At 34.0% G+C, this 20,711-nt stretch carries 22 protein-coding genes; 12 read left to right on the top strand and 10 right to left on the bottom strand.

Annotation, left to right across the window (positions count from 1 at the left end):
* Positions 1–5 precede the first annotated feature (5 nt).
* Positions 6–707, bottom strand: a complete 702-nt coding sequence (gene minC / locus C0T34_RS01140; protein WP_075671097.1) for a septum site-determining protein MinC — start codon at positions 705–707, stop codon at positions 6–8.
* A gap of 133 nt (positions 708–840) precedes the next feature.
* Between minC and C0T34_RS01135 the strand changes: the two genes are divergently transcribed.
* From C0T34_RS01135 to C0T34_RS01110, 6 genes are all read left to right on the top strand, one after another.
* Positions 841–1,128 (top strand): YcgL domain-containing protein, encoded by a 288-nt coding sequence (locus C0T34_RS01135; RefSeq protein ID WP_069369136.1) that lies wholly within the window; start codon positions 841–843, stop codon positions 1,126–1,128.
* Positions 1,129–1,152: 24 nt separating this feature from the next.
* Positions 1,153–2,280, top strand: a complete 1,128-nt coding sequence (locus tag C0T34_RS01130) for a lytic murein transglycosylase (RefSeq protein ID WP_098942670.1) — start codon at positions 1,153–1,155, stop codon at positions 2,278–2,280.
* Positions 2,281–2,333: 53 nt separating this feature from the next.
* Positions 2,334–2,990 carry a fumarylacetoacetate hydrolase family protein gene (locus tag C0T34_RS01125; protein WP_098942671.1) on the top strand — a complete coding sequence of 219 codons (657 nt, stop codon included), beginning with the start codon at positions 2,334–2,336 and terminating at the stop codon, positions 2,988–2,990.
* A 36-nt stretch (positions 2,991–3,026) separates the two neighbouring features.
* Positions 3,027–3,470 (top strand): YcgN family cysteine cluster protein, encoded by a 444-nt coding sequence (locus C0T34_RS01120; RefSeq protein WP_088495473.1) that lies wholly within the window; start codon positions 3,027–3,029, stop codon positions 3,468–3,470.
* Between the two features lie 58 nt (positions 3,471–3,528).
* The gene (locus C0T34_RS01115; protein WP_098942672.1) at positions 3,529–4,005 is read left to right on the top strand and encodes a DUF6392 family protein; all 477 of its coding nucleotides are present in this window, start codon (positions 3,529–3,531) and stop codon (positions 4,003–4,005) included.
* Positions 4,006–4,524: 519 nt separating this feature from the next.
* Positions 4,525–5,256 carry a DNA/RNA non-specific endonuclease gene (locus C0T34_RS01110; protein WP_226892373.1) on the top strand — a complete coding sequence of 244 codons (732 nt, stop codon included), beginning with the start codon at positions 4,525–4,527 and terminating at the stop codon, positions 5,254–5,256.
* Between the two features lie 82 nt (positions 5,257–5,338).
* Here C0T34_RS01110 and fetB read toward each other — a convergent pair whose 3' ends face one another.
* From fetB to C0T34_RS18395, 5 genes are all read right to left on the bottom strand, one after another.
* Positions 5,339–6,112, bottom strand: a complete 774-nt coding sequence (fetB, locus tag C0T34_RS01105; protein WP_098942674.1) for an iron export ABC transporter permease subunit FetB — start codon at positions 6,110–6,112, stop codon at positions 5,339–5,341.
* A gap of 50 nt (positions 6,113–6,162) precedes the next feature.
* Positions 6,163–6,813, bottom strand: a complete 651-nt coding sequence (gene fetA / locus C0T34_RS01100; RefSeq protein WP_109849575.1) for an iron ABC transporter ATP-binding protein FetA — start codon at positions 6,811–6,813, stop codon at positions 6,163–6,165.
* Positions 6,814–6,974: 161 nt separating this feature from the next.
* Entirely contained in the window at positions 6,975–7,178 is a 204-nt protein-coding gene (locus C0T34_RS01095) for an EamA family transporter (protein ID WP_109849574.1), read from the bottom strand.
* Positions 7,156–8,088 carry an acyl-CoA thioester hydrolase/BAAT C-terminal domain-containing protein gene (locus tag C0T34_RS01090; protein WP_109849573.1) on the bottom strand — a complete coding sequence of 311 codons (933 nt, stop codon included), beginning with the start codon at positions 8,086–8,088 and terminating at the stop codon, positions 7,156–7,158. Before C0T34_RS01090 ends, C0T34_RS01095 begins: the two co-directional genes overlap by 23 nt.
* Positions 8,089–8,267: 179 nt before the next feature.
* Entirely contained in the window at positions 8,268–9,182 is a 915-nt protein-coding gene (locus tag C0T34_RS18395; RefSeq protein ID WP_109849572.1) for a helix-turn-helix domain-containing protein, read from the bottom strand.
* Positions 9,183–9,272: 90 nt separating this feature from the next.
* Here C0T34_RS18395 and C0T34_RS01080 point away from each other — a divergent pair, with 90 nt between their 5' ends.
* From C0T34_RS01080 to C0T34_RS01070, 3 genes are all read left to right on the top strand, one after another.
* A complete protein-coding gene (locus tag C0T34_RS01080; protein WP_098942682.1) occupies positions 9,273–9,893 on the top strand; it encodes a TetR family transcriptional regulator in 621 nt (206 codons plus the stop codon).
* Positions 9,894–9,958: 65 nt separating this feature from the next.
* Positions 9,959–10,435, top strand: a complete 477-nt coding sequence (locus C0T34_RS01075) for an NUDIX domain-containing protein (RefSeq protein ID WP_098942684.1) — start codon at positions 9,959–9,961, stop codon at positions 10,433–10,435.
* A gap of 520 nt (positions 10,436–10,955) precedes the next feature.
* Positions 10,956–12,554, top strand: coding sequence for a methyl-accepting chemotaxis protein (locus C0T34_RS01070; protein WP_098942686.1), 1,599 nt, complete (start codon positions 10,956–10,958; stop codon positions 12,552–12,554).
* An 89-nt stretch (positions 12,555–12,643) separates the two neighbouring features.
* Here the strand turns inward: C0T34_RS01070 and C0T34_RS01065 are convergent, their stop codons facing one another.
* Entirely contained in the window at positions 12,644–13,642 is a 999-nt protein-coding gene (locus C0T34_RS01065; protein ID WP_088495482.1) for a 2-hydroxyacid dehydrogenase, read from the bottom strand.
* Between the two features lie 149 nt (positions 13,643–13,791).
* Between C0T34_RS01065 and C0T34_RS01060 the strand changes: the two genes are divergently transcribed.
* From C0T34_RS01060 to C0T34_RS01050, 3 genes are read left to right on the top strand one after another with little or no spacing between them, the layout of a single operon-like run.
* Positions 13,792–16,428, top strand: a complete 2,637-nt coding sequence (locus tag C0T34_RS01060) for a YdbH family protein (RefSeq protein ID WP_109849571.1) — start codon at positions 13,792–13,794, stop codon at positions 16,426–16,428.
* Positions 16,425–16,631, top strand: coding sequence for a YnbE family lipoprotein (locus C0T34_RS01055; protein ID WP_098942690.1), 207 nt, complete (start codon positions 16,425–16,427; stop codon positions 16,629–16,631). The genes C0T34_RS01060 and C0T34_RS01055 overlap by 4 nt, the downstream gene beginning before the upstream one ends.
* 10 nt (positions 16,632–16,641) lie before the next feature.
* Positions 16,642–16,974 carry a YdbL family protein gene (locus tag C0T34_RS01050; RefSeq protein ID WP_109849570.1) on the top strand — a complete coding sequence of 111 codons (333 nt, stop codon included), beginning with the start codon at positions 16,642–16,644 and terminating at the stop codon, positions 16,972–16,974.
* A gap of 82 nt (positions 16,975–17,056) precedes the next feature.
* Here the strand turns inward: C0T34_RS01050 and C0T34_RS01045 are convergent, their stop codons facing one another.
* From C0T34_RS01045 to C0T34_RS01035, 3 genes are read right to left on the bottom strand one after another with little or no spacing between them, the layout of a single operon-like run.
* Positions 17,057–17,608 carry a type 1 fimbrial protein gene (locus tag C0T34_RS01045; RefSeq protein ID WP_098942694.1) on the bottom strand — a complete coding sequence of 184 codons (552 nt, stop codon included), beginning with the start codon at positions 17,606–17,608 and terminating at the stop codon, positions 17,057–17,059.
* 26 nt (positions 17,609–17,634) lie between these two features.
* Positions 17,635–20,004 (bottom strand): fimbria/pilus outer membrane usher protein, encoded by a 2,370-nt coding sequence (locus C0T34_RS01040; protein ID WP_109849569.1) that lies wholly within the window; start codon positions 20,002–20,004, stop codon positions 17,635–17,637.
* Positions 19,994–20,689, bottom strand: coding sequence for a molecular chaperone (locus C0T34_RS01035; RefSeq protein ID WP_109849568.1), 696 nt, complete (start codon positions 20,687–20,689; stop codon positions 19,994–19,996). Before C0T34_RS01035 ends, C0T34_RS01040 begins: the two co-directional genes overlap by 11 nt.
* Positions 20,690–20,711: the final 22 nt, after the last annotated feature.

Below are 20,711 nucleotides of genomic sequence, written 5' to 3'. Positions count from 1 at the left end.
ATGCTCTAAATTAAGTTCTCGATTGTTAATTCATTCTCTTGCAGACTAAGTTGTACTGATTTACCAACAAAGTCTGTAGGAATTTGGTCGCTTAGCCAATATTGACCAGCAATAGAAACAAGCTCAGCAGACAGATGTGTACAAAAAATATGGCTCTCTTTATCACCCGATGCGCCTGCAAGTACACGTCCACGCAATACACCGTAGACATGAACATTACCATCAGCAATTAATTCAGCACCTGCACTCACATTACTAATAACAACTAAATCGCTATTTTGAGCATAAATGCGCTGACCTGAACGAACAGGAGTATGGATGATTTTTGTTTTTTGACGAACAGCTGTCGGTGCTTCATTCGTTTTATCGTTATTTGCCTGAGTGCTCGGCTTAACTATTTTACCTTCATTTAAGATAGGTAACTGTGCGGCAATTATCGCTTCTTTCTGTTGAGCGTCTGAACTACCACTAATTCCCACGACTCGTAAGCCAGCATCTTCTACAATTCGCCTCAGTTTTTTAAAATCAATATTCTCATCTGCTAAAGCAGAGACATTGATAACCACAGGTGCATTTTTCAGAAATTGAGGCGCTTGTGCAATTTTTTCTGAAATTGCCTGACGAATAACTTTCGGTGTTCCATCGTTTAAATGGAGTACTGAAAGGGTAAAATTACTGCCTTTTAACTCAATGGGCGTGTTTGACATCTATCTGACTCAGTAAATTTTTTATAATCTGGCACAAAAAACCAGAGACGATATTACGAAAGTATATAAGCATGTTATATTTACTAAAATATTCAGGCAAGTCGCTTATTTTAATAATTAGAGTTTAATGAAAATGATTTGTGCAATTTACCGTAGTACCAAACGTGATCAAACTTATTTATACATCGAAAAAAAGGATGATTTCTCTCGAATTCCGGACGAATTATTACAAAGTTTTGGCGAACCACAGTTTTCAATGTTGCTTAATCTCGCGGATAGACAGCGTTTAGCACATGCTGACATTGAAAAAGTCAAAAAAGCATTAGTTGAGCAGGGTTTTTACTTACAAGTTCCGCCACCTGTCGAAAGTATGTTAAATGCTTATTTAGATGAATTAAAAAAATCAGAAAAAACTGAATAAATCATCGAGATAAAAGGAGCATAAATGTTCAAATATTCATTCATCGCTGTGATTGTTTCCGGTTTAATGTTATCTGCGTGTACTAACAGCAAACAAAAATTGGCTGAAAGACAAATTACTGCACCAGAGCTAACGGCAATTGAAACACAAAAAATGCCTCGATGGAAACAAGTGGATATTGCATCGTTAGAACAAGCGTTTCCTAAAGAGACTCGTATTTCTGCACAATTTCCTGCTTATGTTGAAGCTCTGAAATTGAAAGCTGCTCAGTTGGGATATAAACAAGAAACAATAGATTTTGCTTTTTCAGAAGCGCATTTTATTGAACGAGTGATTAAATCAGACCGTAATCAGCCGGAAAAGAAAATCACACTCGATGTTTATTTACCACGCATTGTCACTAACGGCCGTTTAAACCAAGGGGCTAAGCTCTATCAAGAGAATCAAGATACTCTAGAACAAATCAGCAAGAGATATGGTGTACCTGCAAACTATATTGTTGCGTTATGGGGACTTGAGAGTGGCTTTGGTAAGGTGCAGGGCAAAGAAGATGTTGTTTCTGCACTTGCAACGCTCGCATTTGAAGGTCGCCGAGAAGAACTCTTTACACGCCAGCTAATGGCCGCATTGGAGATTATTGAGGAAGGGCACATCCCTCAAGGACAGCGTCTCAAAGGCTCTTGGGCGGGCGCTATGGGACAAACTCAGTTTATGCCATCTTCTTTCCTAACTTATGCTGCAGATGGCAATGGTGACGGAAAAATTGATATTTGGAACACCCAAGAAGACGCATTTGCTTCGGCAGCTAACTATTTAGCAACGGAAGGTTGGAAAAGTGGACTTCCTTGGGGAGAACAAGTTACTTTATCGGTAGATTTTAACCAACAGCTTGAAGGCATTAAGACTGAGCAGAAAAAAACGGTCGCTCAATGGAAAGCATTAGGTGTTCAATTGCCTGCAAATAGTCAATTGAACGATGCTATGCCAACATGGTTAATTATTCCTGATGATGATTTGCACAGAAGCTATTTAGTGACACAGAACTTCCGTACGATTATGCATTGGAACAGCTCTTACTTTTTTGCCCTTAGCATTGTTACAATGGCTGATGGCGTTGCTAATAAAATAAATTCACTGCCAAACGCGAGTTAATCGCGTTTTTACAGTGAAATAAAACACAGCAATTTACCTAAAAGGAACACATTATGTATCAACATCGTGATTGGGAAGGTGCATTACTTGATTTTCCTGTCAATAAAGTGATTTGCGTTGGTAGTAACTATGCAAATCATATTAAAGAGATGGGGGCCGTTCGCTCAGAAGAGCCTGTGATTTTTATCAAACCAGAAACAGCTATGTGCGATATTCGCCAACCTATTGCTATCCCAAAAGATATGGGGGCGGTTCACCACGAAATTGAATTAGCAGTACTGATTGGTCAGCCACTTAAACAAGCTAATGAAGATAGAGTTGATCGCGCAATTGCGGGTTTCGGTATTGGTCTTGATCTCACATTACGTGACTTACAAGGTAAATTGAAAAAAGCAGGGCAACCATGGGAAAAAAGTAAAGCATTTGATGGCTCTGCACCATTATCTGGTTTTATCCCTGTCAATTCATTTGGCGACCCACAAAACGCGAATTTAATGTTACGTGTTAATGACGAGATTCGTCAGCAGGGTAACAGTCGTGATATGCTAACTCCTGTTTTACCCCTTATCAGCTATATGTCTCGCTTTTTTACCCTACGTCCTGGTGATGTGATTTTAACGGGAACTCCTGAAGGTGTTGGCCCTCTAGAATCAGGCGATATGTTGGTATTAAGTGTTAATGAACATCAGCTGACAACGCGGGTTATTTAATTCGTATTAGATGAGCAATAAGGTAATAACGTAGAGATGACACAGGCTTTTTGGCAGACTAAAACATTAGATGAAATGAGTGATGATGAGTGGGAATCGCTCTGTGACGGGTGTGGGCAGTGTTGTTTACACAAGTTAATGGATGATGATACTGACGAGATATATTTTACCAATGTCGCTTGTAATCAGCTAAATATTAAAACCTGCCAATGCAGTAATTACGAAGATCGTTTCCGTTATGAGCCAGATTGTATCAAGCTTACACGGTATAATTTACCGACATTTGAGTGGTTACCAATGACATGTGCGTATCGTCTGTTAGCAGAAGGCAAAACGTTACAAAGTTGGCATCCACTTATTGCAGGTAATAAAGCAAAAATGCACCAAGGTAATATTTCTGTAAGATATATTGCGGTGCCAGAAACTGAAGTTGAAGATTGGGAAGATCATATTCTTAATCGTCCGAAAGGGCGTGGTTAATTTCTTATTTTCATTAAAAAGCTCCTTTATAGGAGCTTTTTATTAAGGAATGTAAGTAATGACAATAGATATTGCTGGGCTAATTGCCCAATTAGGGAAGAAGTATCAAGATGTTTACGATCAAAATTTAATTCCTTATAAGTCCAAACCTAAAAATGGCAGTTTGGCGATGAAAAAAGAATCTCTTCACTTATATTTTGAGCCCTATGGTGTCGGTTTAAGTGAAATCACGTTGACGCTATTTGATGAAAAAACAAAGCAATTTCATTTCCCCCATGCACTTCCTTTCGGTTTACAGCCATTAATGACACAAGAGTGGTTACATGCTCATTATGGAAAACCAATCCGCTTTACTAAAAAGAAAATTGTGATGTCACTTCATTTAGGTGAAGCAGAAGTCTTTGAGTTACCCAATAATAATCAGGTTATTTTTATCGCCAGATACCCCTACGTTGGTGAGAATGTGGTGATCTCGCTTACCTTCGAATTACGCGAAAGTTTAGAAAAACGGTGGGATGTTAACTACATAGCTTGATATTGCATTAGTAAAAAGATTCCCCTTTTAAGGTTAATAAGAGAATAAATCATTCATCAAATAATCTTTTTAAGAAAATTCATTGACTAAATGGGAAATATAGTTCACTATTATTCTCATGGTGGGAAATTTGAATTTCACCAACCAAATGAATAAATGCCTCGCTTATGCGGGGCTTTTTGCATTCTAGGGTTGTGAAAATATTCACCATATTTCGTAGCAAAATTCTGAGTCATATTCAGTGATTGAAACGTACATCATTATTAAAATGATGCGTTTTTCTTCGCCGTTTATTACCTGAATTTACTGAAAGAGAAGATTGGATTTTCTCTTATTTAAACATCAAGACTCGCTTCGGCGAGTTTTTTTGTTTCTTCTTATAAAAAGGAATTTTATATGAAACGTATTACTCCAATTGTTCTATCACTGCTTATGGTTTCAAACAGCTATGCTAATTCAGAAATGATGGTTGTGCCTGAACTTGAAACTCAATCATCTGTTGTTGCTCGTGATACTTCAATGCGTGCAATGAACGATGAAAATTGTGGTATTGGTTGTCCATTAGGAGGCAGTGAAACCACTATTCAACGTGATGTTTACACATTAAATAATAATAGCGAAACCAAGTTTGCAGACTGGGTTGCTTATTTAGTGACTAAAGACAGTATCGGTAGTGGTAAAGCACGTAACTGGAAAAAAGATCCGGCTTTAGGTAATGATGAAACCTTATCGCCAGCGGATTACAAAAATGCTAATGCCATATTAAAAGTTGACCGTGGTCATCAAGCTCCTCTAGCTTCATTGGCTGCGTTACCAGGCTGGAATGCGCTTAACTATCTTTCTAATATTACACCGCAAAAAGCAGACTTAAACCAAGGTGCTTGGGTACGACTAGAAGATCAAGAGCGTAATTTGGCAAAAGAAGGTCACAAAGTCTTTACTGTTACAGGACCTATCTACGAAAGAGATATGGGTAAATTACCAAGTACAGATAAAGATCACACAATTCCAAGTGCTTATTTTAAAGTGGTTTTTCTAAATGATTCACCAGAAAGCTCCTCTTATGCAGCGTTTATTATGGATCAACAAACACCGAAAAAAGCAAATTTCTGTGAATTCCAAGTAACGGCGGCAGAAGTGGAAGCACGTACAGGTTTAACACTTTGGAGTCAGTTACCTGAAAGTGCTCAAAGTGTGAAATCTCAAGCAGGTGAGTTAGTTAAAAAAATGGGATGTACGGTATTAAAATAAGCTTTTAAACCGACTTCTCAGTAAGTAATAAAAAAGGTCACTTTATTAAGTGACCTTTTGCAATATTGCTAAATAGCTATATTTAGCGGTTTTCAAAATTAATAAGCTGGTGGCGCTGATTAAAAAATTTCTTATAGGTTAAATAGCAAGCAATAATAGTTGAAATACTGGCTGTTGCCATCAACATAAAAGTCACCATAATTTGATATTTAACAGCTTGTAATGGATCAACACCGGCAAATATAAGCCCTGACATCATACCAGGCAAACTCACAATACCGACAGTCTTTGCGGCATCAATAGTTGGGATTAATGAAGATTTAATGCTATCTCGAATAATACTCATTGAGGCTAATTTAGGTGTTGCACCAAGGCTTAACATCTCTTGCAATTGTTGCTGTTGATTTTGAAAACGTTGACCTAAATTATTATAACAAAGTCCCGTTGCTATCATTGCATTACCCGCAATCATCCCCGTAATAGGAATAATTTGAATAGGGGTAAAAGCAATGGAACTAGTGAGCAATAAAATAGTTAAAGTTAATAATGCCCCAGTTGTAATAGCGGTAAAAGAGATCAGAAAGATATCTTTGACGTATTTACTCCGTTTTTTGGCGTTATGGGCGGCGTTATAGCAGATAAATAACACCATTAAGAAAGTAAGAATAAAATGGTCAACATGGAAAATATAGGTCAAGACATAGCCAACAATTAATAGTTGAACAATGGCTCTTGCTGTACTCCAAATAATATCTTTTTCTAAAGCTAGTTTTTCTTTGCGACTAATAAAAATAGCCACGAGAACTAATAAAAGCGAGAAAATCAGAGATTCATTGCTTATCGTATGTTCGTTCATAATATTATGTTCGCTCATAACAAAAGGGTGACTGATAAAGAAATAAAAAATCAGGCATCATTGTGAGAAGGTAATAAGATCACATCATCAGCATGTTTTATTTCATTTTGATCGTGAGTGACCCATAATACGGCGAGATTTTGATCTTTAACGTAGTGGTGAATAACATCATTCACTTTTATTTTATTATCTTCATCTAATGCACTTGTTATCTCATCAAGTAATAAGATTTTTGGCATAAATTGCAGATTTCTTATCAGTGAAATACGTTGTTTTTCTCCTCCTGAAAGTTCATTAATTCCCTTTTTCATAATGGATGCAGGTAAACAAAAATAATCCAAATCATGTACAAGTTTCTTATCATCCACCGAGAGTTTTCGTAAGAAATAAGGAAATTTAAGGTTATCGTAAACTGTCTCACCAAATAACATCGGTGTTTGAGTACAATAAGAAACCTGTTGGCGATATTCTTCGGGTGAAAACGTTAAATAGTCTTTATCTTCAAAGAAAATTGAACCACTGGTAGGTGATAGTAGAGAAGCGACAATCTTGAGTAAGGTGCTTTTACCACAACCTGAAGGGCCTGTGATAAGTTTAAATTCAGAAGGTTGAAGTTCAAAATTGATGTTATCAAGGATAGTTTTGTTATTGACCTGATAACCTATTTTATCAAGACGTAAAAGTGCAGTCGTGCTTTCCATTCTTATCCCAAACTTAAAAGAGAGAATAATTATCATTATATAGAATTAACGATATAAAGATCCTGCTTTAAATCAGTTAGTAAGCAATTTTGCTACTATTTAAGTATAGGATAATAAGAATGCTAGCCAATAAAAAAGATAAATTTATTTTTCTCGATTGACTAAAAAAATGCCAAATTGAATTTTGTTAAGAATAAAATAAAGAGCAGGCAGATAGTCGCGATAACAAAGCGCAATGTAGCAAGTAATAAACCATCAATTTCAGGTGAGATAACTCGCCCCACAATAAAAGTCCCACCCCAAACGATAGAGACTAAGGCTAGTAATAAATAAGCCGTTAAATCACTCTTTGGATTGTTTTTCATATTGAGAGTACCAATGCTTTATATCATTGATTATTTCACTCGTTAAACGCTCGCCTTGTTCATTATAAAACCCATGATCTAACTTATCGTATTTAATAAACTTCACATTAGGTTGGTTGATATCTTGGCTTAATTGGTTAAATGCATCGACATTTACATTCGAGTCATTAAGTGTCTGAATAATTAAGATAGGAGTATGTTGATTACTTTTAATAACATTAAGTAAATCAATAGCAAAATATTGTTGCCACCATGATTTACTATGCTCACTGACAAATTGCTCATCATCTATTTGATTATTTTTTATTGCATCAGCAAATTGCTGAAAGCCACTTAGCGCATCTTTAATGTGTTCTTTAGGTGTGGTAAGACGGATATTATAAAGAACATCATCAAGAAAAAAACGCCCCCCACCATTTAGCGCAATAGCCGCTTTTATATCATTGCGTTTAGCTACCACTAAATGCACCATCGTGGCACCTTCACTTCCACCAATTAAAATAATATTCGGATACTGTGACGATAATTTATCTAACACTGCTTCATAATCTTCAGTTCGCTGTTTAGGATTATCATGAAGCTTATAGCTTTTAGGGCAATCAACACGTTCACCATCATATTGAAAATAAGGTAATTGAGCGGTAATACCGTATTTTTCTACCATTAAAACATCACTATTGGGTAACCACTGACCGAAGGTTTCTTGAGTAAATGTATTATTTTTAATGCTGTTACAGTCAGAGCCTTGCATTAACACCAATAGAGTTTGATTTTTTTCAGCTCGTTTATCCAAGTAATAGCTAATTTCACTGCCATCTTTACGTGAGAGTGAATGTGTCGATATTTCTGCATAACTAGCAAAAGAAGGAAGCAAAAAAGTAGAGAGTAAAAATAGAAGTGAAGTGTGCATGATCGTCTGTTTGTTTTTGTAGGGGCAATAAAAAATTTTATTTTAATAATAAGTAAACAGCTAATTTAGTGAATTATTGTATAGAAACAAGTGATGTAAAATTTATCGCACAGATAGTCTCTATAAAATTAATCCACTCTTAATATAATAGCCTGAAAATTCAGGCTATCTGAGGATCTTTAATGAATAGGAACGAAATAATCAATCTCTAAGGTTTTTGGCAATTCCATTAAATCAACATCAGTTTCTATACTGACATATCTTTCAATATCAGCACCTAAACGACGACATAAACCTAATGCGGGAAGGGTATAAAAATAAATTTTCATCGCAAACTGTTTATATTCTTCTAGAGTTCCCTTAAATTGGAATCTGACATAACGTCCTGCCTCAATCACTCTTTTTCTAAAACCGCGGGTTTTTGTAAAATGATCTAAGCTATTTAACCCAATTTCATAATCAATCTGGATTTTATTTTTACGTAATGTGTTCGGTTGGTATGAGATAAGCACAGTACTTTCTGTAAAGCTTTTATCCGTATACAGTAAAAAATCATTCCAAAATTGGTGACGAATATCTTCGTGCAATTTACCTATATCTTCGATAGAGCAAAAATACTGATATTGCATCCCATAAACATAACTTTCAGGTAACTCCATAATTTTAGGAATAGGCAAATCAACAACATCAAAATTGATTGGTGGCTGAAAGTTATCACCACAAAGATTATCTAGTTTACGATATTCTGTGGGTGTTACACCAAAGGTCGCTTTAAAACGACGCGTAAATGATTGCTGGGAATCGAACTGATAACGTAATGCTACAGTCAGAATAGGCAATTTAGTTAATCGTAACTCGGTTGCCGCTTTTGTTAAACGTCTTCCTCGAATATACGAAGCAAGTGTTAATCCCGTTGCTTGTTTAAACACGCGTTGTAAATGCCATTTGGTATAACCAGAACGGATCGCAACATCATCAAGTAGCAACGGTTTTTCCAGATTCACCTCAATCCAGAGAAGGAGTTCTTTGATAATTTCTATATTAAAAGTGGATAAGGTATTTGAGGGGGTAAGCCCATTGTACTGAGATGACATGATAATTTCCTGAAAATATTTTGTTCAGTTTACACGAAACTGATACCCATATATTATTACATACTTATGGTATGTTTTAAGGGTTTTATCATGAAAATAAAATCACGGCAACAAGAGAATTCAGAGCAAACGCGCACTGCATTACGTGAAGCTGCACAAGAACTATTTATAAATCAGAACTATTGTGATGTTTCCGTTGATGAAATATCACGTCACGCAAGAGTAACGAAAGGGGCCTTTTATCACCACTTTAGTAATAAGAAAGCACTATTAAAAGAGTGCTACCTTTTTCAGGTTGATAAGATCGTCGAAAAACTGGTTCAAATTCCTACCTATGATGATCAGTGGCAAGAGTTAGAGGTTATTTTTAGTTTCTGTGTTGATCATATTTATCAACATAAAGATAAGCTTATTCCCTTACAAGAAATAATTTCCGTTCTAGGTTGGAAAGAATGGGATGAAATTGATTCACAAATTCTTATTCCTAGAATTAAAAAATGTGTAGATACCCTCTATAACAAACAAGAAATTTGTACCTATTCCCCTAATATTGTCGTGAATTTAATTTATGGATTTGTCACGCATATCGCGATTAATTTAAAGAATGAAGCTACATTACCTGAAAATGCCTGTAAGGAGTTTAAAACGATATTTTCTGATTTTTTAATGGGAATAAAACAATCTTCAATAAATGCAAAAAATCATAAATAGCACAAAAATAGTGATAGGTTGATGTACATTGGATCAAAATACACAAAACAAAGGTTCAGAATATTATGACAATAGAAGTGCCTAAGAGCCATTTCACCGCAACGGGCATTGTATTCAATGAGCAGGGAAAATTCCTTCTCCATTTGCATTCTAAAATAGGCTGTTGGTTACCACCAGGTGGTCATATAGAAGAAAATGAAGAGCCACAAGATGCAGTATTAAGAGAAATAGAAGAAGAAACAGGTTTACTGTGTGAGTGTCTTTGTTATCAACCTGAATTTAGCCTTAACCTAAATAACAATGATGTTATTGAACTTGTAAAACCCCTCGCCATTTTAAAAGAACCCATCCACGATAAAAAACAAGGATTTCATTATCACATCGATATGATTTACCTTTGTAAACCGTTAAAAAATAGCCAATTAACAAATAAATCTTTCCAATGGCTTTCTTTGGATGAAGTTAAAAAATTAGAAACTCCATTAAATGTGATAAGACTTATTGAACTAACTGAAAAACTATTAATAAAAAAAATTATTTAAATTTCTTAATAAACTTAAATTACTCATAATAAATAAACAATAAAAGCAGTTTTTAGAAACTGCTTTATTTTTATTGGAAACAAATCACTTTTAAAACTTACTATAAACTAACTTTGAAGTTAAATAAATTAATGTTAATAGGTGAATATACCTATTAAATATTAATGTAAAAAAACACAAATAAAATTTCAAAAACTAAAAAATAATTAATAAATTATCTTTTTCTGAGTAAAATCACCCTCATTGCAGGATATTGTGTAGTTAATTTGTATCTGGATGGATAAAACAATCGTTTATTTCATAAATGAAAAATGGTTTTCACTGCACTCTAAAGTTTTTCCTCATTATTACCGACATTATAAACAAAGGCAGATCCTACGTGCCTTTATATTCTAATGAATAAATTTTAGCCTTATTTTATTTACACCAGGGAATATGCTCTTTGTCAGAGAAAGAGTGCATTCTGATATCTTACAAATGTACAGATAAAAAATTCTGTATATTTTGATGGAATATGACCATGTTTAAAAATATCAGTATAGAAAAGACCGTTAAGGTCATGCTGGCCATTTTATTTGCGTTGATAATGAGCATTATTTATTTTAGTTATGATGCTTCCACTCGATCTTATAATAATTTCGTTTCATCAAATAACCTAAGCCAGCAAATGTTACTTATGGGCAAAGCGCGATATCAAATGGCCGTGATCAGGGCAAATATTAATGGGTTAGATGGACAATTACGGGTTAATGAAAAACCTTCAGCAAAATATTTTCATCAAACCACAGAATATATTGAAATAACGCGTGAAGAGATCCACCGTTGGGCGGATGCTGAAAAGCTGACAATGGAAGGGCGTGAGTTGGCCGATGAAATGACAAAGCGTTTTGATGAATTGCTTGATATTTTCACTGGTGCACTAGAGAGATTGCGTAGAGGTGAGCTAACAACACACTCTGCCAGTGTTAAAATGGATGAGCTCAATGATATCACGATGCAATATTACGCCGTGGCTAATGGTATTGAAAATAGCTATATCGATATTGCAAAAACATCTCAAGAACGTTTAATGCTGGTATCAATCACGACAGGCGTTATTGTTATTCTTTTATTTTTCATTATATTACGTTGGTTCTCCCATACCTTTATTGGCAATATTAAAATATTAATCAATATTTTTAGTAAGATGAGCCAAGGCGATTTAAGTATGCGTATAGATAATCACGGTACTAATGAGTTTGGTCAGTTATTCAATGAAATGAATAAAATGAAAAATTCATTAAGCCATATGATTTCTTCCGTGAAAAATGCCGTTAATACTATCAGTGTTAGTGCAAGCGAAATCGCGACAGGAAATACAGATTTATCATCTCGAACTGAAGAGCAGGCTAGCGCATTACAAGAAACTGTTGCCAGTATGGAGCAAATTAAAACAACAGTTGAGAAAAATGCGGATAACTCGCGTGAAGCAAGCAAATTAGCACTAACAGCAACGGCATCTGCTCAAAATGGCGAAAATGTGATGGATAGCGTGGTAGAAACCATGTATTCAATCTCTGAAAGTGCGAAGAAAATTGCAGACATCAATGACATTATTAATAGCATTGCCAATCAAACAAATATTTTGTCATTGAATGCGGCAGTTGAAGCGGCAAGAGCAGGTGAGCAAGGTAGAGGATTTACCGTTGTGGCATCTGAAGTGCGTAGTTTAGCGAGTCGTAGTGCGGAAGCCGCGAAAGAGATTAATGACTTGATCACACATTCTGTTAATAAAGTGCATGTTGGCTCTCAGCAAGTTGCTCAAGCTGGACGCTCAATGTCAGAGATCGTCACAACTATTAACCAGGTGAATGACTTTATGCAACAGATTGCCCTCGCTTCAAATGAACAAAGTATGGGGATTAATCAAATCGCATTAGCTGTTAGTGAAATGGATACTGTTACTCAGCAAAATGCGGCATTGGTTGAAGAGTCAGCGGCTATCACAGCGAATATGGATGATGAAGCTCATCAATTAGCTAAATTAGTTTCACAATTCAAAGTAGACGAAGAGAAAGAAACACTTTCACGCTTTGAATCAACGCAATCAGCAGAAGCTATCGATACTCAACAAAAATAAGTGTCGTATCACTAATCAATAAAATAAGCCCCCTTTGCTAATTTATGGCTAAGGGGGCTTTTTGTTACATATCTTCTTAATGCTTAAAATTAAGCTTTGATCTGATTAACGCATTCATTACCTGAAGCAACGTCTTTAATATTGTGCAGTGTTGTTTCGCTAATACTAATTAATGCTTCTTCCGTTAAGAAAGCTTGGTGTCCTGTAAATAACACGTTATGACAAGAAGAAAGACGACGGAAAATATCATCTTGAATAACATCATTTGATTTATCTTCAAAGAAAAGGTCACGCTCATTTTCATAAACGTCCATTCCCAATGCACCAATCTTACCTTGTTTTAATGCATTAATAGCAGCAGCAGAATCCACTAAAGCACCACGACTGGTGTTAATAATCATCACACCATCTTTCATTTGTGCAAAAGCGGTTTCATTTAATAGATGATGATTATCTGCGGTTAATGGGCAATGTAACGAAATAACATTAGAATTTGCATAGAGCGTTGCCAGATCGACATATTCGGCACCTAAATCAAGTACTGCTTGATTTGGATAAGGATCATAAGCAAGTAACTTCATGCCAAAGCCTTTTAATATGCGCAATGTTGCTAATCCTATTTTACCTGTACCAATAATACCGGCAGTACGATTGTGCATATTAAAGCCAGTTAAGCCTTCTAATGAGAAGTTTGCATCACGAGTACGTTGATAAGCTCTGTGTATACGACGATTAAGTGACAGCATCATACCAACAGCATGTTCTGCAATAGCCTCTGGTGAATAAGCAGGCACACGAACAACCGTTATTCCTAATTCAGCCGCAGCTTCTAAATCGACGTTATTGAATCCTGCGCAGCGTAATGCGAGGATGCGTATATTAAGGCTAGCAAGCTCTTGTAAAACCGCACGATTTGCATCGTCATTGACGAAAATGCAAACAGCATCAGCACCAACGGCATTTTTTGCGGTTTGTTCTGTCAAATTAAAATCGAAATATTCAATATCATAATGGTATCCATTATGTTGATTGACCCATTCCATGTGCTTACGATCATAATGTTTAGTACTATAGGAAACGATTTTCATCCAGTATTCTCTACTCTCGATTAAATTTTTATTCAGAGGCTGGAAAAACAAGAATTATCCAGCCCCAATATGAAAGAAATTAATACTATCATTATAAACAATTTAGCGAGGTAAGTGGATGATTCAGGTTTGTTTAAAAGGAATATGATGTGTTGTTAAGAAAAACAATCAAATGGACAGGGACGATACTATTAGGCACAGGTCTAATTGGCACTGCTTTATGGGCATCTATTCCTCGTTGGTTGCCCGTGGTTGCTGACTATTATTTGCCTGAAGGTGTAACACTTTCTTTATCGCAGCCCAAGTTACAGCGCATAGGCGTTTCAGTTGAAAATATCGTATTAAAGACAGAGAGTTGTACTTTAGCTAATCTTGATAACTTTGTTTTTACTTATCAAAAAGAGCAGATTGATAAACTTCAATTTAATAGTCGGCAACTCGTCATTGATGAACAATGTTTTTCAATGATGCCAGTAAGTAAACAAGAAGAAACGGCTACTGTTCCACTTGAGATAAATTCACTATTAACTTCAATACCTTATTTATCCGTCAATATCGATAATGTACTCTTAAAAGAAAATGCACGTTATCAAGGTGCATTACAACTAAAAACACAAAATAATGGGCGACTAATTACTTATCAAGGAGAAAATGCTCAACTTGGTATTTTTATTAGAGATAACCAGTGGCTTGATATTAAACAGCTTAAAGTGAATTTACCTGATGATAACAATATCGAATTGGCAGCCGAAATAGCGCTTCCTCTAGATATCGCGTCATTACCTGAAAAAGGTACTATCGATGCAACGTTATTAACTTCTCACTATGAACATCCGTTAGTTTTTATTCTTGAATGGGTTGGACAATCTGGCACTATTTCAATTGCTGAACAAGGTGGCGGCCATGCACTGGCTTTATTACCTTGGACAGTTACACCTGAAAATATCGTCATTGAGAAAGGTCGTTGGGAATGGTTTGGATTAGACCAACCTTTACGAGGTGGTGTAAATATTAATATCGCTCAATGGCAAAAAGGATTAACGGATTTAAGATTAACTGCACGATTAAATGTGATGACAGAAGGTAATGCAGGGAAAGGAAATTTGGTGATATCGATCCCCGAAACACCAGTAAATTGGCTAGATGCACAAATCCCTATTCAAATCACCGGTGTTGTTAATAAAGAATTAATGCAAGCCAGTGCGCAATTACCCGTTAAAGTCACTGGCATGTTGACAGATCCTACTATTGAATTTCAACCCGGATCTTTATTTCGTTTTAAAGGACCAGTTACTGAAACACTTACTGTAACAGATGCTCGTTTACCTTTAGCCGGAACCACCTTTTCATCAAAAGGTTTTAATGGGCGTTTAAATGCGATAGTCGTCGCCCAAGACAGTATTTGGGGAGATTACCGCATTCATTTTCAAGGTAAAGCAATTGATTTCTTACCTGATAATGGAACTTGGCAATGGCGTTATTGGGGAGATGGAAATTTACTGCCGTTAAAAGCTCATTGGGATATTGCAGGAGCAGGTTTTTGGGCTGATAAATTAGTGAGTTTTGAGAAACTCAATACAGGTTTTGATGTTTTAAAATATCAACATACTGCAATGACTGCGCCACGATTATCTTTATTAAGCCCATTTCGTTGGTTCAGAGATGATAAAAAGCCAACATTTGATGGAAAGCTAAAATTAACGAGTCAACGTATTGATTTCCCTGCTGGTGGTTTTTTAGATAAGGCAGATTTTATTGCTACGGTCAGTGGTGAATCACCTTTTAATTTTAATGTAAAAGGTGAGTTAAACGCTAAACCTAATATAGGACCAATTGCAATTAATACACGTTGGGATGGTGCTAGACTAAGAGGGCAAATGCGTTGGCCTTCACAACCAATTAATGTTTTTCAATCACTAATACCTGCAGATTTAGGCATTACTCTTGATAAAGGTGAATTGTATACACAAGCTGATTTTTCTATTGCACCAGAACAAGGATTAGTTGCTGGTGGACATCTTGTTGTTAAACAGGGCGGAATGTGGCTTAAAGATGGTGTCTTAGAAGGTTTAGATTTTATATTACCTTGGCGTTTGAATAGGGATGAATGGCAATTAGGGGTTAAACAACCCGTTCAGTTACGAATAAAACGAGTTAATAACCTTTTTGAAATGACCGATATTACGGCAGATCTCCAAGGCTTTTATCCAGCAACTGAAAGTAAACCACTAATCTTATCTAACGTTAATGTCGCAATGCTGGATGGAACAATATCTTTAGCAAAATTAGCGATACCACAACATGATGCTGCGATTATTTCTATTGATAATATTCAATTAAGTCATCTGTTTACTCTATTAAAAGTGACTCAGTTTGCAGCGTCAGGTAAAGTGAGTGGTGAGTTTCCATTCTTTATTAATAATAATCAATGGATTATTAAAGATGGTTGGCTGGCTAATTCATCTTATCTAACATTAAGACTTGATAAAGATTTCGTTGATTCAATTGATGATAACAATATGTCAGCCGGTGTTGCTATGGCATGGTTGCGTTATCTAGAGATCAGTCGTTCTTGGACGCGTGTTAATTTAAGCAATTTGGGTGAGTTAGTGCTAGAGGCTGAAATTCAGGGAACGAATCCTTTAGAGGATAAACGCCGTCAGGTTAATCTAAATTATCGACATGAAGAAAATGTCTTCCAATTATGGCGAAGTTTACGATTTGGTTCACAATTGGAAGAGTGGTTAGAAAAAAGCTTATCAGATTTAGGGAGTGAGTCAGAGTGAAACCATTATTCTTAAAAAAACTATTTTTATTAACGGCCATGGTAATGGGAATATCAATGTTAACAGGATGTATTCGATTAGAAGTCGCGACACCTGATAAACCTATAAATATTAATATGAACGTAAAAATTGAACATGAGATTAATGTAAAAATAGACAGACAAGTTGAAGATCTCTTAAAAAATAACAGCGCCATTTTTTAAAGGGTAAATGATGAATTATAAAAAATATCTCTTAAGTCTTGGGCTAATAATAGCTTTAACTGGTACAAATGCTATCGCATTAACACTTGATGAAGCGAGATCACAAGGGTTAGTAGGGGAAACCTTCAGCGGTTATATTGAACTTGTGCAAATAAATAACAAACAAGCGCAACAACTTGTAGATGAAATCAATCAAGCCAGAAAAGCAAAATATGTTGAAGTTGCTAAAACTAACCAAGTAACACCAGAATCAGTGGCTCGACTTGCGGGTGAAAAATTAGTCGCAAGAGCTAATGAAGGTGAGTTTGTTAAAGGTATTAATGGTAAATGGGTAAAAAAATAGTAACGCCTTAAATAAGCATTTCATTTCGTTAAAAGCACGAACTATTATAAATAGCTATCGTGCTTTTTCATAATTGCAATTACTAACTATCGTCAAATGTAACAACATCATCATTTATTTTTATAGTAAACTGAATATTGGATTGTATATAACCGGGTTTTGGGGATATATCATCTTTTTTTACATAATTAGCAAAAAAATAAAACTCAACTTCTCCATCAATGAGATCCTCAACAAACTCATTCTCTTTATTAAGATCTAGTGGTCTTTGTTCTTCATTATATAATAATTGAAATGCAATATTAGCACTTGCACTATCGTCAGTGATCTGGTTTTTTAAATAACCGGTATTATTATCAATGCTTGAATTTTCAATTTTTAAACGAACTTCGCCATAGCTTTTAGAACAGTCATTTATAGTAATAATAATGATGTGGCTGTCAGTATCGGATAATGTTCCCGCTTCATGTGATGAAAAATCATTTTCATTAATAGAAATCTTATCGCTAATGTTTTCATAGATGTAATCAATATCACAACTTAAAGGAATTTCATGATCACCACGTCTAGGCGCTGATGATAGTGAAAAAGAGATAAGTAGTAACGTAATTATTAAATAGATAGTTTTTTTCATATTTTTCTTAATAGAGATAACTTAGTTTAAATACAATTGATTTCTTTTTTTATTAGTGTGGTGTTCTTTTCATTATCATCAATTTCATAATTAAATTGACACTGTTTATCTTCTCCCCATTTTACTTTTACTAATCCATTCTCTGTAATACCAGAAAGAAAAATAATATTATTTTCCGATACTAACCCATGCGAGATAATATTACCGTTTTTATCGAATGTGGTGACTGTCGATGCAAAGGGAAGTGGGGTTGTTGATTTAAAAATAATACGATAACCAATTTTTATTGGGAAAGTTATTTTAGATACTGCGCCTAATGTGGGAATAATATTTTTACTATAAATCTCGGTTTCTGCTTGTTGCGGTAATGTCGTTGCATTTAATTTAATATTATTTATTCGATAAGGTGTTATGTTATTTAAAATTAGATTTCCAAAAATATCTGTTTTCGCTTTTGTTGAAAATGACGTTTTAATTCCAGATATTCCTTGAGTATTAATCAGTGCAAATGTTCTACCTAAACGAGGCGTAAGAGTAATACCATTAGAATGAAAGACAAATCCTCCATTAATAGAAACATTGTAATTATAACTATCTTCCATTTTGTTCATATTAAATGTGTAATATTGATAGTTGTTTTGATAACGGGCATTGGTAGAAAAATGGTTGGATTTTCTTTTCTCATCATAAGTGTGTTGATAATTTACTGAATATCCTAAATTATAGTTAAGCAGAGTACCTCCAATATTGGTTGTGTTGATATAATGTTTTTTCTTATTTTGATAATTTGTTTGATTATTAAACCAATGATAGTGATCACTATTATTACCTAATGGCATATGGAGATTGAGCGAGAAGGAGTGATCAAAAATAGATTTGTTTTTTTTAAAGTCATATTTAAGGTTATAATTTATTTTATTTATTGAAGATGAAAAATAAGTGCCTAACTCAAAGTTTTTAGATGTATTTTCATATGTTTTTTCGTGATACTGAAAAGAAAGATAACCTAAGTCATTAATGTTTTGTGATACAGAAACAGAATAATTTCTTTTAACGTTGTCTTTTTTTTGAAAATTATTTAAATAATGATAAAAAGATATTCCAGAAGTAAAGTAAGTTTGTGTTTTTGACATGCTTTTTTGATAACGAAATTGATACTTTAATTTATCTCTGCTATTTTCATAACTTAGATCTGTTGCTAAACCACCCAATATACCTAAATCAAGAGATAATCCAGATAGATAATTCATATGGTCATATCGTTTTTTTATTGCGCTATATGAGGTGATCTTTTGACTAAGACCATATGAAAACTCACTTAAAAGGAAAATAGAATTTTCTTTATGGCTATTCTTGGCTAATGTACCGGAAATAAAATTATATTGATAACTACCTTTATTTAGTTGATTAGGCAATGATGTGAAATAATGTGTTGATATTTTTATTCTTCCATCTGCTTCTTTAACTTCTAAACTGAGTTTCTCACTTCCTAAAATAGGTAATGAATTTATAATAAAAGGACCTGGGGGAACGGTACTTTCATAAATAACTTTGTCACCTTGTTTAATCACCACTTGAGCTTCAGTATCAGCAATTCCTTCAATAATAGGTTTGTTAGCATAAAGATTATTACTTGAAATTAAATTATTGGATATTAATTGAAAGCCAATTATTTTATCAGTTGGTAATATTCGTGTTGTGGGTGAAAATTTACCTCCATAAAAAAGAGCAGAAAAAGAATTAATTTGACGATAGGTGTATATTGATGAAAGCTTTGATTGATAACGGTTTTTATTCCAATAAAAGCTGTTCTGACTGCGTATGCGCCAAGCATTAAAATTAAGGCCTGTTTGTAAATTCAGTTTTTGATCTAGCGCTTTATTTTGATGATGTCTAATTGAATAGGAATATTGACTAAATAGTGCAGTGATCCCATTATTCCAATCTTTTTTATCAGTAATATAACTTTCTTTTTTTATTAATGCTTTTTGTGGAATAATTAAATTTAATTTTTGATTTGAAAAAGAGTATTTAAAATTAATTGAATGTTCAATTAAAGGAATTATATCTTGATATTCTTTTTTTATTGAATAAAAATCAATATTAATACCAAGAGAAATTAAATCATTAACAGAGAGACAAGGAGTTAACTTATTGTCTATACTTTTAAAGTAAAGAAGTTTTGTTGTTTTTTTTCTATTGTTGATATGAATTATAGAATGATAAAAACCTTCAGGCTTTTTGTTTTCAAGTAATTGTTTAATCGTTTCTTTATCAATGTTAGAAAATGAATGAGCATAAATAGAGAGTGAGCTATCTTGAGCTATACTATGTTTGTTATAAATAGAAATTAAAATAAAAAATGCTATTTTTATTTTCATATGATTAATAATCATTAATAACTTCCTTATCTACTACCTCTGTTTCTATACCATATTGATTAAATATTTTCCATTTTACGATCCCGTTTCCCGAAATTTCTTTTTTTGTATTATATTTTTTAAAGGGCGGGAGCGTTTTACTTTCAGTAATTGTTAAACTATCATCATAAGAAATTGAAGATAGAGTAATAAAATAAGGTGTAGGATTGTTTATAATAAATTCATTGTTTTTATTTTTTAAAAACTCAATTTTTTTATAAGCATCTTTTGCATCTTTTTCTATTGACACAGGTCTATATATTAAGTTGTATACGGAATTTACAGAAACATGTAACATATTTTTATTGCTGTCGGAGTTTAATAGGATTGGTATTCTTTTAATGTTTATTCTATATAATGCTTCTCTGTCTTCTTCTTTTATTTTATCTATTTTAAATATTTTTAAAGAAAAGTTTTCATCTTTTTCTATTTTAAAAAGAGGTGGGGTTACCATAAAAGGAATTTCATTACTATTTTCTTTATCATAATGTGTAATCCAGCTTTGTATAAAATAATCATTATCTGTTTTATTATTTATTTCAATGATTTCTTGATTGATGCTTTCAATAAAAATAAATTTATCTTTATTTATTTCTATTGATGATTGACTATATGTAGGAAAGATAAAAAATAAGGTGAGAAATTTAAATTTTTTAAACATATTCTTTTGCTAGTTAAAGTAG

Source organism: Proteus sp. CA142267 (genome assembly GCF_003336825.1).
Classification (GTDB): domain Bacteria; phylum Pseudomonadota; class Gammaproteobacteria; order Enterobacterales; family Enterobacteriaceae; genus Proteus; species Proteus terrae.
This window is presented reverse-complemented; position numbering and strand designations above follow the sequence as displayed.